The organism is Actinomadura scrupuli, assembly GCF_050971785.1.
In the GTDB taxonomy this organism is placed as follows: Bacteria; Actinomycetota; Actinomycetes; order Streptosporangiales; family Streptosporangiaceae; genus Actinomadura_E; species Actinomadura_E scrupuli.
Map to the genome: position 1 here is coordinate 188713 of NZ_JBPCCU010000009.1, position 13681 is coordinate 202393.

Consider the following 13681-nt stretch of genomic DNA (forward strand, 5'->3'; position numbering starts at 1 on the left):
AAGCAGTGTCGGGAGGCGTGTCCGGAGGCGTGTCGGGAGGCGTGTTTAGAGCCGCCGGGGAGAGGCACTAAGGAGGCGTGATCGACGGTGCGCACCCCCCAGGCGGAGACCCCGGCCGCACGTCCGAGGCGGAGCCGGCCGGCCGGGCCCATGGCCCCGCGCGGCTGGTGGAGACACCGGAGTCCTCGCACACCGAAGTCCTGGAAGGGCAGATCGCCCTCCAGTCGCGGGTGGTGCCGCGCTGGATCGGCTGCGTCATCATCGCCACCGGCATCGTGATGCTGCCCTGGGTCGCCGGCCTGGCCGTCTTCCTGCCCGACCGGCACGAGGCGGCGGACTACGGCACCTCGTGGGTCGGGTTCGACCTGCTGCTGTGCGCCGTGCTCCTGCGCACCGGATGGCTGGCGTGGCGCGGCCGCGAGCACATCGAGCTCACCGCGGCGATGACCGGCACGCTCCTGGTGGTCGACGCGTGGTTCGACGTGATGACCTCGTCGAACGCGAGCGAGTTCCGGACGGCGCTGTTGCTGGCGATCTTCGCGGAGCTGCCGATGGCGGCGTTCTGCCTGTGGATCGCCGGCCGAGTGGAGTTCCGCCGTCAGGAGCGCGCCCGGATCATGGGCCGGCTCGTCCGGCGGCTGCGCCACGAGCGGAGGGTCTCCGGCGTCGCCGAACCCCCCGACGCCGCATGACAGCACTCGCACCCGACCAGTCACCACCCGGCCCACCCAGGACCGGCTCGCCCCAGGACCGGCTCACTCGACGCAGGCGGAGGGGTCCCTCCAGCGGCGGATCCGTGGTGAGCGGATGCCCGGCGGCCTGTCGTGCAGCGCCGATTCGACGGTGCGGTACACGGCGAGATCGTGTCGCAATCCGCTGATCTTCAGCAGGCGGTCGACCGGGTCGCTGGGCCGGGCGATCACCACGCTGCCGCCGTGGTCCTCCAGGTCGGTGGAGGCGTCGGCCAGCACCCGCAGGCCGGTGGAGCCCATGAAGCCGACCTCCATCAGATCGATGATGAGATGAGGGCTGTACTGCGAGCGAGCCTTGCGGATGCAGTCGTCGAGCTGACCGGCGGACGCGATGTCGATCTCACCTGCCACACTGATCACGGCCGACTCGTCGCGCCGTCGGATGTTCAGATGGAGCCTGTTCATCTGACAGGTGTGCCCGTCACTCGCGAAATAAACGGGCCGCTGCTCGCCGCCACGGGCCGGGCGGCATGTCCGCCGGGCCGGATCCGCAAGGCCCGCTCGCAGCCGGGCTCCGCCCCTCCCCGGCTATCTCCCGGTCGTGTCCCGCGGCATGTGCCGCGTCGTGTGCCGCGTCATCGCCGGCGCGACCGCCCGCCGTGCTCGGTCTCATGCGCCCGGGCGGCCAGCTCGCCCTGCGGGCCCCACCGGCGGATGGCCGCGTAGCCGACACCGATGCCGACCGCCACCGGCCATTCGAGGACCTGGGCGATGGCGAGCACGCCGAGACCGGCGTACAGCGGCAGCCCCTTCCGGGCGGGCAGGACACGGCCCACGATCGCGAAGGGCGCCATGGTGATGTCGACGATCGGCTGCGGGATCGTCAGGGTGACCCCCTCGTGCGGCCGGGCCTCCTGCACCCGTTCGGGGGGTGCGGCGCGCTGGGCCGGGCGGGACGGCGATCGCCTCGTCCTGGCCACGTCGGATGCTTGGTCGGTTCTGACCATGTCTATCGCCTCCAGCTGTGCGGATTCCCTGTCCTTACCCGCAAAAGGGCGGTCACTATCCGAAGTCACCGCAGCTCAGAACAGGCAGATCAAGGTTTCACCGCCGGTGTCAAGGTCATCTGGCCGGGGTAGGTTCTTCAACTCCCAGGCGGAGGAGAACAGCGACGGGGGGACGTCGATGGGGCTCTTGTCGGCGGCCACTCTGGCGCCACGTGTGCTGATGGCACCCGTGATGCGGTCCGCGCAGCTCGTGAGCACCCTGTCCGCCCGTACCGGGCTGGCCAATCTCGTCGGCCCGCGCAGGCAGCGCCGCGTGTGGTCCCAGGACGGACGCGCCTACATCGAGGTGCGCGGGATCACGGCCGGCGGTCCCCGGCCGCGCCAGGCGCTCGAGACCGCGCTGCGCCGGCTGGACGGCGTGCTCGAGGTGGAGACCAACGTGGTGACCGGTGAGGCCGTCGTCGCGTTCGACGAGGAGCACCTGGGCCTGAGCCTGGACCTGATGGTGGAGACGGTCGAGGAGGTCGAGGAGGCCCTGGGCGTCCGGGACGAGAGCCTGCCCGGCCAGGGACATCCGGCCGATCCCGAGCCGCTCACCGCGGAGACGCTCGCGCTCATGGCCGACGGAGTGGCCATCGCGGTGGCCACCGCCGGCCGGGTCGTCCGGCTGCCCAGGGTGCACCGCGGCGCCAGGCTGTTGTTCTCCGTCCTGGACAACCAGCCGCGGTTACGGCGGCAGGTGGAGGCCCGGCTCGGGCCGTACGGCACCGACTTCGTGCTGGCGATGGGCAACGCGGTGGTCCACGGGCTCACCCAGGAGCCGACGATGCTGGTCGTGGACGGGCTGCACCGGATGCTGCAGGTGGCGGAGCTGCGGGAGCGGCGGGCGGCCTGGTCGCGACGGGAGCCGGAGATCGCCGCGGGCGGCCTGCCGGCCCAGGCGCCCGAGCGGCGGGATCGGCCCTGCCCGCTCCCCGCCGGCCCGCTGGAGTCCTACGACGACCGCGCCGCGCTGGCCGCACTCGTCGGCACCGGCGGGATACTGGCGCTCACCCGCGACCCGGGCACCGCGGCCGACCTGCTGCTCGCGGCGGTCCCGAGGGCGGCGCGGCTCGGCCGGGAGGGGTTCGCCGCCATGCTGGACCGCCTGCTGGCGCGGCAGGGCGTGGTGACCATGGACACCAGGGCCTACCGGCGGATGGAACGGCTGAGCGCGGTCGTCTTCGACGCGGCGGTGTTCTGCGACGACGGCGTGCAGATCCTGGGCGCCCGCGGCCACGGCTCCGTGGACGACCGGGAGGTCTGGCGCGCCGCGGTCCGGCTGCTCGCCGACGATCCGGAGATCCGCGGCCTGCCGGATGCGGAGGGCCGCCGGCTGAAGCGGCTCGCGGGCGGCTCACCGGGCGATCCGCGGGGGTTGCGCGCGCGGGTCTCGGCTCCGGACGGCGACCCGCTCGGGGAGGTCCTCATCGGCTGCGGCATCCATCCGCTGGCGGACGCGACCCTGACCGCGGCACGGGTCAGCGACCTGAAGGTGCTGGTCACCGGCCATGCGAGCATCGCGGAGCTGATCTCCCAGGCCGACGCCACGCTGGAGGTCACCGAGCCGCTGGCCGAGCACGTACGCCGGCTCCAGGCGGACGGGCACGGCGTGCTCCTGGTCGGCGGGGACGAAGCGGCGGCGCTCGCGGCGGACGTGTCCCTCTCGGTGATCAGGGAAGGCCGCCCGGCACTGTGGGGAGCGGACCTGATCTGCGGGCCCGGCCTCGAACAGGTATGGCGGCTCCTCGCGGCCGTCGGCACGGCGCGGGAGGCCACCCGGCGCGGGGTCCGGCTCGCGTTCGGCGGCTCCACCCTGGGCAGCCTGATGGCCGTCACCGGCCGACGGACCCCGGCCGCGCTGAGCTTCGCTCCCGTGCACACCGCCGCGCTGATCGCACTGGTCGGCGGGGCGGTGTCGGGGCATCGCGCGGCGGTCCGCCCCTGCCCCCCGCCGACCCCCCGCCTCGCCTGGTACGCGATGGACGCCCAGACCGCGCTGCGGCGCGCCAGGAGACTCGCCGCCGTCCACGGCGCCCCGCGCGCGCCCGGCCGCCGGCTGCCGCGGCCGGCGCGGGCCGTGGCCGAACTCGCCCGCGCCGTGGAGTACGAGCTGCGCGACCCGCTCACACCGGTACTGGTCCTGGGTGCGGCGGCCTCCGCGATCGTCGGCTCGGGGATCGACGCCGCCCTGGTCGGCGGGGTGATGGTGGGCAACGCCATGATCGGCGGTGTCCAGCGGACCCGGGCGGAACACGCCCTCCGCCATCTGCTCGTCGAGCAGCACGCGCTGGGCCGCCGGCTCTGCGCCGATCAGTCACCCCTGCTGGAGCACCGGCCGGAGTCGGAGCTCGTGGACGCGTCGAAGCTGCGGATCGGGGACATCATCGCGCTGGAGCCCTCCGACGTCGTACCCGCGGACGCCCGGCTGCTGGACACCGACGATCTCGAGGTGGACGAGTCGAGCCTGACCGGAGAGTCCGTGCCGGTCGCCAAGTCGACCGTCTCGACTCCCGGGGCCGAGCTGGTGGACCGGACCTGCATGGTGCACGAGGGCACCACCGTGCTCGCCGGACGGGCCCTGGCCGTGGTCGTCGCGACCGGCGACGCGACGGAGGCCGGCCGGGCCGCGGCGATGGCCGGGCCGGCCGTCGCCGCCGCCGGTGTGCAGGCCCAGCTGAACGAGCTGACGCGCGTGTCCCTGCCCGCGACCGCGGTGGGCGGAGCGCTGGTCAGTGCGCTGTCGTTCGCGCGCGGTGTCCAGGTGCGGGAAGCGGTCTCGTCGGGGATCGCGGTGGCGATCGCCGCGGTCCCGGAGGGACTGCCGCTGGTCGCCACCGTCGCCCAGCTGGCGGCCGCACGCCGGCTGTCGCGGCGTGACGTGCTCGTACGCAGCTCCCGGACGCTCGGTGCCCTCGGCCGGGTCGACACCCTGTGCTTCGACAAGACCGGCACCCTGACGGAGGGAAAGCTCACGCTCACCCGGTTGAGCAGCCCGACCGAGGACGTCGAGGCCACCTCGCCGACCGGCCACCGGCTGCTCGTCACGGCCTCGCGGACCTGCCCGCGGGGCCGGCCGGCCCGGCACGCCACCGACCGGGCCGTGGCCGAGGCCGCCCGCCCGTACGTCGGCGCGGACCCGGGCTGGAAGCTCCTGCACGAGACGCAGTTCACCGCCACCCGCGGCTACTCCAGCGCGACCGGCACCGAGGACGGAATGCTCCAGGTAGCCGTCAAGGGCTCACCCGAGACGACGCTGTCCCGCTGTGCCCGGGTGGTGGTGGGCGACGGCACCCGGCCGCTCACCAAGGCGCGGCGCGAGGCCGCGTGGGCGACCGTACGGCGGCTGGCCGCGGACGGTCTGCGCGTCCTCGCCGTCGCGGAGGCGCGGGTACCCCAGGAGGACCGCGCCGAGGACCTCGCGGAGGTGGAGAAACTCGGGGAGACCGCCGAGCTGGTGCTGCTCGGATTCGTCGGGATCGCCGACACCGCCCGCCCCGAGGCGCCCGAGACGATCGACCGGCTGACCAGGGCGGGGATACGCGTCGTCATGATCACGGGGGATCATCCGGACACCGCGCGGGCGGTGGCCGCCGGGCTGCGCATCCCCGACCCCGACCGGATACTCACAGGCGCGGAGCTGGACCGGCTCAGCGACCAGGAGCGCACCGACCGCATCGCCGGGACCTCGGTGTTCGCCCGGGTCAGCCCCGAGCACAAGGTGCGCATCGTGCAGGCGCTGCAACGCGCCGGGGGCATCGTCGCGATGGCCGGCGACGGCAGCAACGACGCCGCGGCGATCCGGCTGGCCGACGTCGGGATCGGCATGGCGGCCGGCGACTCCCGCGCCGCCCGGTCGGCCGCCGACATCGTCCTGCCCGGCACCGACCTGCCCGCCATCGTGGAGGCCATGGCCGAGGGCCGGGCCCTGTGGGACAGCGTCCGCAACGCCGCCTCGATCCTGGTCGGCGGCAACGCCGGCGAGGTGGCCTTCACCATCTTCGGCACGGCGGTGGGCGGCCGCGCCCCGCTGACCACCCGTCAGCTCCTGCTGGTCAACACGCTCACGGACATGCTCCCGGCCCTCGCCGTCGCGCTCGCGGCTCCGGACCAGGAGTCACCGGAGACCCGGCCCCGGCAGACCCTGTTCGGCGACGCACTGGCCACCGCCATCGCGACGCGCGGGGCGGTGACCGCACTCGGCGCCGTGCTGGCCTGGCAGTCCGGGCGTTTCACCGGAAGGCGCCGCCGCGCCGACACCATGGCGCTCGCCGCTCTGGTGATGACCCAGCTGGCGCAGACCCTGCAGACCGCGTGGCGCAGCCGTACGGTCCTGGGCACCGTCGCCCTCTCGGCCCTGGTGCTCGCCGCGGTCATCGAGACTCCGGGCATCAGCCAGTTCTTCGAGTGCACCCCCCTCGGCCCGGTCGCGTGGACCATGGTCCTGACCGCGGCCGGCGCGGCCACCCTGACCTCGATGCTGCTCCCCCGTCTCGGGCGGTTGCTGCCGGCGCCGCAACAGGAAGGAGCCCGAGTCGAAGAAGCGCGCATCGAAGAAGCGGGACCCGAGGGAGCACGCACCGAAGGAGAAGGCGATGGGTGAGCTCGCTCCCTGGCACTGGGTGATCGTGGCGGTGGTCTTCCTGGTGCTGTTCGGCTCCAGGAAGCTGCCGGACGCCGCGCGTTCGCTGGGCCGGTCGCTGCACATCTTCAAGTCCGAGGCCGGCGACCTCACCTCCGGCACCTCGGACGGGGAGGCCCCGCCGGGAGCACAGGCACCGGAAGGCCGGAGCGGACCGGCCGCGCCCAAGGCCCCCGCCTCGGCACCGGCCGATCCCGGCCCCTCCGGCTGATCCTCCGGCTGACCCTCCGACGGATGTGGGTGCGCCGCCCCGGTCAGGCGGCGCCGGACCATCCCGTCAGACCAGCTCGGATCGCCTTTCCTCCGCCCAGTCCTCGACCCTGGCCGCCGCCGTGTCCTCCGGCCTGCGCTCCGCCGTAGTGGAGTCCTGCCGGGACCGGCCGGTCAGGGGAGCGCGATGGTGCCGCGCCCCGCGCAGCTCGCACAGCAGCAGGACGATCACCCACAGAGCGACGAAGGCGAAGAACGCGTCACCGCGGAGGCCGACCGACCATCCCAGGGTCGCCTCGGCCGCCAGGATCATCCCTGCCGTCGCTGTCCGCATGCTTTCACTGTCCGCCACGCGGCCGCCCGATGCCACTCATTTACCTGTCCCCCCGGGAGACCCGTACCTGCCCCCCTGAGAGACCCGCGCTCACCGGCCCCCGGAGACTGCGCGAGAGGGACGAAACCCCCACCCAATAGCACTTTCCGCCATCCAGCGATAGACAAACTGATCGGTTTTTCGATCAATTTGCCCGCTTCTGGCGGCATAGTCTGCGCGGCCACGACTGACTATCTTCACGATGCCATCCAAACCCGACAAAAGGGAGTAGATGATGGTCTCCATGAGACGCGAGGTCACCGTGGGCCTCGTCGCGGCCGCCGCACTCGCCCTGGTCGCCCCATCGGCATCAGCCGCCACCACCACGATCCGGGCAGGCGGGCCGACCGGCGCGCCGTACTCCGGCAACGTGCAGGTGTCCCTGCTCGGCCCCGCCTCGGTCACGACGGTGTTCGGTACCGGTAGCTGCAACCAGGGCTCGGTGTCGGCCTCGGTGCAGTCCAACGGCACCAACCTGAGCATCAGCGCGGCATCGTTCACCAACAACCCCGGTCCCGACTGCCCGGTCCCCGGGACCAGCTCCTCGGTCACGGTGACCCCGCAGAGCCTGCCGTGGAGCGGTGGCAACGTGACCTATGCGCCGGTGGCCGGCGGCAGGGACGCCACGATCACCCTGAGCGTCACCAAGGTCAAGGCCGTCACCCACAACGTGCCCCTCCTGGGGACGATCACCTGCTACTACGGCGGCACGGTGACGGCCTCCGGCTACAACCCCACCAACCCGAGCCGCCCGGACACCTCCGTGAGCTCGGCGCAGGGCAGGATCGACGGCGCCACGCTGAACAAGATCAACAGTGGCAGCAGCATCTACTGCCCCGGCACGGCGAGCATCACCGGCAACTTCCAGATGGTCGGCCAGAGCAGCTCGGGCACGTTCAACCAGACGCTGTACGTGACCAGCTGACGCACCACCCGAAGCCGGGCCGTTCCTCTTCGGTCCCCGAGTTCGAGGAGGATTCGCGGAACGCGGAGGAGCGGCCCTCCGGGCACCTGCGCCGGGAACGGACCGACCCGGCCGCGGGTCAGGGCTTCAGGCCGGCCCGCAGGGCCATGACCCGCTGCGCGGAGGCCGAGAAGTCCGCGGACTTCAGCCCGCCCGACCGCAGCGCGCCCACCAGGGCGTTCAGCCCGTTGATCCCCTGGTCGACGTCCTGGGCGGAGTAGAGCAGGAGGTCCATCCCCGCGCCGGCCGCCAGCACGCCGCGCCGGGAGGTGGAACCGAACTCCCGGAGCCCGCCGGCTTCTAGGGCATCGGTGATGGTGACCCCCGTGTAACCGAACCGCCGGCGCAGCTCCTGCTGGACGACGACCGGGGAGAGACCTGCCGGGCGGTGCGGATCGAGCGATGGATACCGCGCCCACGACAGCATGATCAGCTTGGTGCCCGCCGCGATCGCCGCCTTGTACGGCACCTCGTCCACCGTGCGCAGCGTGCTCGCCGGCACTCGCAGGGTCACCGGGACCAGGTCGGTGTTCTGCCGCGCGCCCGCGGTGCCCAGCCCTGGGAAGTGCTTGGCCGTGGCCGCGACGCCGGTGCGCTGCTGGGCCCTGATGAAGGCGGCACCGAGGGTGGCCACCGTGTTCGGATCCTTGCTGAAGGAGCGCTGGAACTGGTCGGCGAAGTCACCGGCCGTGCGGTGGACATCGAGGACCGGGGCCAGGTTGACGTTCATCCCGACCCCCCGGAGGTTCTGGCCGGCGCCGGTGCCGGCCTGGCCCGCCGCCGTCACGGGACGGCTCGACGCGCCGACCTGCTTGGCCGACGGCACCGGGTCACCCGGCAGCCTGCGGACGATGCCGCCCTCCTGGTCGGTCATCATCAGCAGCGGCGCGCGGACGGGGCTCTGCTCGTTGGCCTTCTGCAGTCGCGTGATGACGCCGCGGATCTGGGCCCGGCTGGCGATGTTGGCCTTGAAGAACATGACCCCCGCGGCCTCTCCGCGGCGGATCCGGGTGAACAGCGCGGCCGGTGGCGTCCGGCCCCGGTAGCTGTAGACGACCCGCTGGCCCGCGAGCTGCCGGGTCGAGAGCCGGGGGACCACCGCCCCGGCCGTGGGGGTGGGAGTGGCCGCCACCGGGCGTGAGGTCGCCGGGCGCGGCGAGACCGTACCGGCACTGGAGCCCAGCGCGGTGGGACCGGACGTGCCCCCGCAGGACAGCGACGCGGCCGCCGTAACGGTGATCACGCAGACGGTACGGACCCGCATCCGGCTCCGGCGCATCCGATCGCCTCCCTGGACCTCGTCCGTCCGGCCGCCGCCCGTCCGGGACAGCCCCTCGCAACGGCCTCTCGCAACGGCCTCTCGCGAACACTATGCGAGTTCCCCGGGATCGGCAGATCGCCACCATGACGGCCGGGCGGCGGGCTCGCGGCCCGCATCCGGCCGCCCGCGGCGCATCGGGCCCCGGACGGGCCGAGGGGCTCCGGCCCGCCGGCCGGAAAAGTCTTCCCCGGCTTTCGGTCCACATGAACCCCAGCCGGTCTTCGGCCGCGTTCTCCGGCCGCGTTGAACCGCGGCCCGCCCGCCCCCGTACCGCTGATCAGACCCTCTAGGCGGCGCGCGCTGAGGGGATTCGAGGCCCCGGGCGTCCGTGATCAACAGGGAAGGTCGCGGACACCCGGGATCCCTTGACTAAAGGCCGTTGCCGTCGGGCGTCCCATGCCATCCGGGCACTGCCCGATTCGCCGCCCCTGCCGCCGCAATACGCTGTGATTGGTTGCGGCCTGGCCGCTGTGTCACGTTTCGCCTGCTCAGCCGACCGCCAAGGTCGCGAGCTCTCGACTACCGTGCGTAGTAACACTCGATGGAGGCCGGAATACTAAGATCGGCCCACCGACCCTAGGAGAACCGTTGGCAGCCTCGAGCATGACAGACAACCTCGACCTCGCCGCGCGTGCCCGTGAGGTCGCCGACCGGGCCCCCGCCGGGTCCCTGCAACGGGCCGCGGCCGGAAGCGTGGCGGTGACGTGTGCCACCACCCGCAACGTCGCCGAGGCCCGTGACGTCCTCGACGGCGTCAGCCCGGACGACGTACGGGCCGCGGCCCTCGATCTGCTGGACCGTCTCGTTCTGGAGTAACGGGTACCTTAGGAAGGCGGTTCACTCCGCCCGCCGGACTCGGCCGGTCCGGTCGGATGCGCGTGCGGCCACGCCCCCAGTCACGGTCCGATGCCGCGCGCGAGCACGCCATCGAAGAGCACCTCAGCGGAGGAGACAGTCACGTGACCGCCGGAGTACAGATCGACGAGATCGAGGCGCAGGCGGCACGGCGCCGTACGTTCGCGGTCATCAGCCACCCCGACGCCGGCAAGTCCACCCTGACCGAGGCGCTCGCGCTGCACGCCGCGGCGATCACCCAGGCCGGAGCCGTGCATGGTAAGGCCGGCCGGCAGGGAGTGACCTCGGACTGGCTCGAGATGGAACGCAGCCGCGGCATCTCGATCACCTCCTCGGTGCTGCGGTTCGACTACGGCGACGCCCTGCTCAACCTGCTCGACACCCCTGGCCACTCCGACTTCTCCGAGGACACCTACCGGGTGCTGGCCGCGGTCGACAGCGCCATCATGCTGCTGGACTCGGCGAAGGGCCTGGAGGCCCAGACGCTGAAGCTGTTCGACGTCTGCCGGCACCGCGGCATCCCCGTGATCACCTTCGTCAACAAGTGGGACCGGCCCGGTCGTGAACCGTTGGAACTGCTCGACGAGGTGGAGCAGCGCATCGGTCTGCACCCCGCTCCGCTGAACTGGCCGGTGGGCATCGCCGGCGACTTCCGCGGCCTGATCAGCCGGGCCGACGGGACGTTCACCCGGTTCGACCCGGCCTCCGGTGGCGCCACCCGCGCGGCGGGGACGACCATGACGGCGCGGGAGGCGGCGGCGCTGGAGGGCTCCGCCTGGGAGACCGCGCACGAGGAGCTGGGCCTGCTCACCGAGATCGGCGCCGAGCTGGACCTCGAGGCCTACCGCGCCGGGATCTCCACGCCGGTGCTGTTCGGTGCGGCCCTGCCCAACTTCGGCGTCGCCGACCTGCTCGAAGCCCTGTGCAGGTTCGCCCCGGCTCCGGAGGCCCGGCCGGGCGACGACGGCCACCCGCGTCCGGTGCAGGCTCCGTTCGCCGGTCAGGTGTTCAAGATCCAGGCGGGTATGGACCGCGCGCACCGGGACTCCCTGGCCTTCATCCGGGTCAGCTCGGGGAAGTTCGAGCGCGGCATGACCCTCACCCATGCCTCCAGCGGCCGGCCGCTGGTGACCAAGCACGCCCAGACGGTGTTCGGCCGGGACCGCTCCACCGTGGACGTCGCCTACCCGGGCGATGTCATCGGGCTGCCCAACACCAACGGGCTGATCGTCGGCGACACGTTGTACGCCAGGACCCCGATCGTCTATCCGCCGATCCCCGCCTTCGCCCCCGAGCACTTCATGGTCTGCCGCGCCAAGGACTCCAGCAAGTACAAGCAGTTCCGGCGCGGCATCGACCAGCTCGACGGCGAGGGCGCCGTCCAGGTGCTGCGCAGCGACGCCCGCGGTGACCAGGCCCCGGTGCTCGCCGCCGTCGGGCCGCTCCAGTTCGAGGTCGTCGCCCATCGCATGGAGCACGAGTTCAACGCGCCCGTCGTGCTCAACGGGCTGGAGTACAGCACCACCCGGATCACCGACGCCGCCTCGGCGCCGGCGCTGGCCGGCATCCGCGGGGTCGAGGTCTTCACCCGCAGCCTCAACGGGGATCTGATCGCGCTGATCACCGACAAGTGGCGGCTGCGCGCCATCGAGCGTGAACACCCCGAGCTCACTCTCACCCCGCTGCTGGCCGCCGGCATCTCCGACTGAACCGGTACAGCCCGGGCGGCGAAGGCGACCGTTGTCGTGGCGTTCGTTGGAGCGGCCCACCCGGCCGAGTACGTTGCCTGAATATGAAAGCCACGTTCACGATGTCCGTCGCCACCGCCTGCCTGGTCACCCTGGTCGGCGGCTGCGGCGGCTCGGGCAGTCCACGTCCGTCCCAGGCCACGACGCCCGCCACCGCCACCCGGTCCGCGGCCGCCGACGTGGGCGCCCCCGACTCGGGAGCGGTGACGCTCACCATCTCGGATCACAGCTTCGGCGCACCGATCACCGCCAACCCGGGCGAGCCCATCAAGGTGGTCAACAAGGATGCGGTGCCGCACACCGTGACGTCGGGCTCGGCGTTCAGTGTCAAGGTCAAGGGCGGCGGCACGGCATCCTTCACGGCCCCCACCGTTCCCGGCAAATACCCGCTGACCTGCCGTTCCACCCCCAAGATGCACGGCACCCTCATCGTCCGCGGCATCTGAGCGGACAGCGGCGCGAGAGCGGCCGAACGGCCCCGGCGGGCACGCTCCGGAGGGCACGCTCAGCGACCGGCGGCAGGCCGCCGTTCAGGTCACACATGCCATTCCTGTAGGACGGAAGGCACGCATGGCCTGGCCATAGCAGACTCATGACCGGGACGCAGTTGATAAGCCTTTGCCTTGGCACTAGGCTCGCGACCTAGCGACCTGCCAGGTGTCGGTTGGCCTGCTGGCGGTTTATGTTCACGTGGCACGCCGGCATGGAAAGGACCCACGAAATTGCCTGACGTCCAGAGCCCGACCGTTCATCAGCGCAGGCTCCGCGTCGAACTGCGCAGAGCACGGGAGGCCGCTGGGCTCACACAGGAGCAGGTCGCCGCGGCGCTGGAATGGTCGCTCTCCAAAGTCATTCGCATCGAGGCCGGCGCGGTACGGGTCTCCATCACCGATCTCCGCGCGCTGCTCGACCACTACAACGTTTCGGCCGACCGGATAACGGAGCTCTCCGAGCTCAACCGCGCCGCCCGCGAGCGGGCGTGGTGGAGCGACTACGCAAAGGTCCTCTCGCCGCAGTACCTGGAATTCGTCGGTTATGAGGCCGCCGCGTCGACTCTCCGGCAATTTCATCCGCTGGTGATTCCCGGATTGCTACAGACGCCGGAATATGCCCAGGCGCTGGCCGAAGGCCTCTCGGATCCGGACGAGCGACCGGTGGTCAGCGCCGCGGGCGAGGTACGGAGCCGGCGGCAGGAGTTGTTCGACCGGGAGAACGCACCGAAGTGCTACTTCGTCTTCGACGAGGCGGCGATCCGCCGCCAGGTGGGCGGGGCCGGGGTCATGAAACACCAGCTCAAGCACATCCTTGGCCTGGTCGCCCGGGCCGCCGTGACCGTCCAGATCGTCCCGTTCAGCGCCGGAGCACATCCCGGCATGAATGGCCCCTTCGTGATTCTCGAGTTCCCCGACGCCGAAGATGACGATGTCCTGTATCTGGAGAAGGGAAGCGGCAGCCTGATCAGCCGTGATGTCCGGGACGACATAGTCGGTTACCGGGAGGCATTCGAACGACTCAGAGCCATCTCCCTGTCACCCGACGATTCGATTGCCCTGCTCGGCAGGCTGACGAACGACGACTGAACCCCCGCCGTCCACCCGCCACTATCGAGACGTAGATTCTTTCCAGCGGCACGTTTACACTGCCCTTTGACAGATCCAGCACAAGGTGGTGCTCGGCCCCGATGTCCCGGGGTGAGGTGACGGTCGGCGTGCGGGCGAACACATCGTCGTGGAAGGTTCTTGGGCTGAGGTCATCAGGACGGCTTCATTTCAGCGGGCCACTGCCGCGGGGCTCTCGCGCGGGCTACGCACATCTCGCGAGGCGAAGCGT

At 71.9% G+C, this 13681-nt stretch carries 12 protein-coding genes; 8 read left to right on the plus strand and 4 right to left on the minus strand.

Annotation, left to right across the window (positions count from 1 at the left end):
- Positions 1-77 precede the first annotated feature (77 nt).
- A complete protein-coding gene (locus ACRYCC_RS33405) occupies positions 78-692 on the plus strand; it encodes a hypothetical protein (RefSeq protein ID WP_433817781.1) in 615 nt (204 codons plus the stop codon).
- Between the two features lie 63 nt (positions 693-755).
- On the opposite strand, the gene ACRYCC_RS33410 is transcribed toward ACRYCC_RS33405, so the two are convergent.
- Together ACRYCC_RS33410 and ACRYCC_RS33415 are read right to left on the minus strand one after the other, a co-directional pair.
- On the minus strand, positions 756-1157 hold the full coding sequence (locus ACRYCC_RS33410; RefSeq protein WP_433817782.1) for an STAS domain-containing protein: 402 nt from the start codon (positions 1155-1157) through the stop codon (positions 756-758).
- Positions 1158-1327: 170 nt separating this feature from the next.
- On the minus strand, positions 1328-1699 hold the full coding sequence (locus ACRYCC_RS33415; RefSeq protein WP_433817783.1) for a hypothetical protein: 372 nt from the start codon (positions 1697-1699) through the stop codon (positions 1328-1330).
- A 220-nt stretch (positions 1700-1919) separates the two neighbouring features.
- Between ACRYCC_RS33415 and ACRYCC_RS33420 the strand changes: the two genes are divergently transcribed.
- Together ACRYCC_RS33420 and tatA are read left to right on the plus strand one after the other, a co-directional pair.
- Entirely contained in the window at positions 1920-6341 is a 4422-nt protein-coding gene (locus tag ACRYCC_RS33420) for an HAD-IC family P-type ATPase (RefSeq protein WP_433817784.1), read from the plus strand.
- Positions 6334-6591 (plus strand): Sec-independent protein translocase subunit TatA, encoded by a 258-nt coding sequence (tatA, locus tag ACRYCC_RS33425; protein ID WP_433817786.1) that lies wholly within the window; start codon positions 6334-6336, stop codon positions 6589-6591. The genes ACRYCC_RS33420 and tatA overlap by 8 nt, the downstream gene beginning before the upstream one ends.
- Before the next feature lie 66 nt (positions 6592-6657).
- Here tatA and ACRYCC_RS33430 read toward each other — a convergent pair whose 3' ends face one another.
- Positions 6658-6924, minus strand: coding sequence for a hypothetical protein (locus tag ACRYCC_RS33430; protein WP_433817787.1), 267 nt, complete (start codon positions 6922-6924; stop codon positions 6658-6660).
- 283 nt (positions 6925-7207) lie between these two features.
- Between ACRYCC_RS33430 and ACRYCC_RS33435 the strand changes: the two genes are divergently transcribed.
- Positions 7208-7888, plus strand: coding sequence for a hypothetical protein (locus tag ACRYCC_RS33435; protein WP_433817788.1), 681 nt, complete (start codon positions 7208-7210; stop codon positions 7886-7888).
- A gap of 118 nt (positions 7889-8006) precedes the next feature.
- On the opposite strand, the gene ACRYCC_RS33440 is transcribed toward ACRYCC_RS33435, so the two are convergent.
- Positions 8007-9206 carry a glycoside hydrolase family 3 N-terminal domain-containing protein gene (locus ACRYCC_RS33440; protein WP_433817790.1) on the minus strand — a complete coding sequence of 400 codons (1200 nt, stop codon included), beginning with the start codon at positions 9204-9206 and terminating at the stop codon, positions 8007-8009.
- Between the two features lie 630 nt (positions 9207-9836).
- On the opposite strand from ACRYCC_RS33440, the gene ACRYCC_RS33445 reads away from it, so the two are divergent.
- The 4 genes from ACRYCC_RS33445 to ACRYCC_RS33460 all read left to right on the plus strand — a co-directional run bounded on the left by ACRYCC_RS33445 (position 9837) and on the right by ACRYCC_RS33460 (position 13431).
- Positions 9837-10064 carry a hypothetical protein gene (locus tag ACRYCC_RS33445; protein WP_433817791.1) on the plus strand — a complete coding sequence of 76 codons (228 nt, stop codon included), beginning with the start codon at positions 9837-9839 and terminating at the stop codon, positions 10062-10064.
- A gap of 143 nt (positions 10065-10207) precedes the next feature.
- Complete coding sequence (locus ACRYCC_RS33450; RefSeq protein WP_433817792.1) at positions 10208-11812, plus strand: peptide chain release factor 3; 1605 nt, start codon at positions 10208-10210, stop codon at positions 11810-11812.
- An 83-nt stretch (positions 11813-11895) separates the two neighbouring features.
- Positions 11896-12297 carry a cupredoxin domain-containing protein gene (locus tag ACRYCC_RS33455; RefSeq protein WP_433817793.1) on the plus strand — a complete coding sequence of 134 codons (402 nt, stop codon included), beginning with the start codon at positions 11896-11898 and terminating at the stop codon, positions 12295-12297.
- 276 nt (positions 12298-12573) lie between these two features.
- Entirely contained in the window at positions 12574-13431 is an 858-nt protein-coding gene (locus tag ACRYCC_RS33460) for a helix-turn-helix domain-containing protein (protein ID WP_433817794.1), read from the plus strand.
- The last annotated feature ends 250 nt before the right edge of the window (positions 13432-13681 follow it).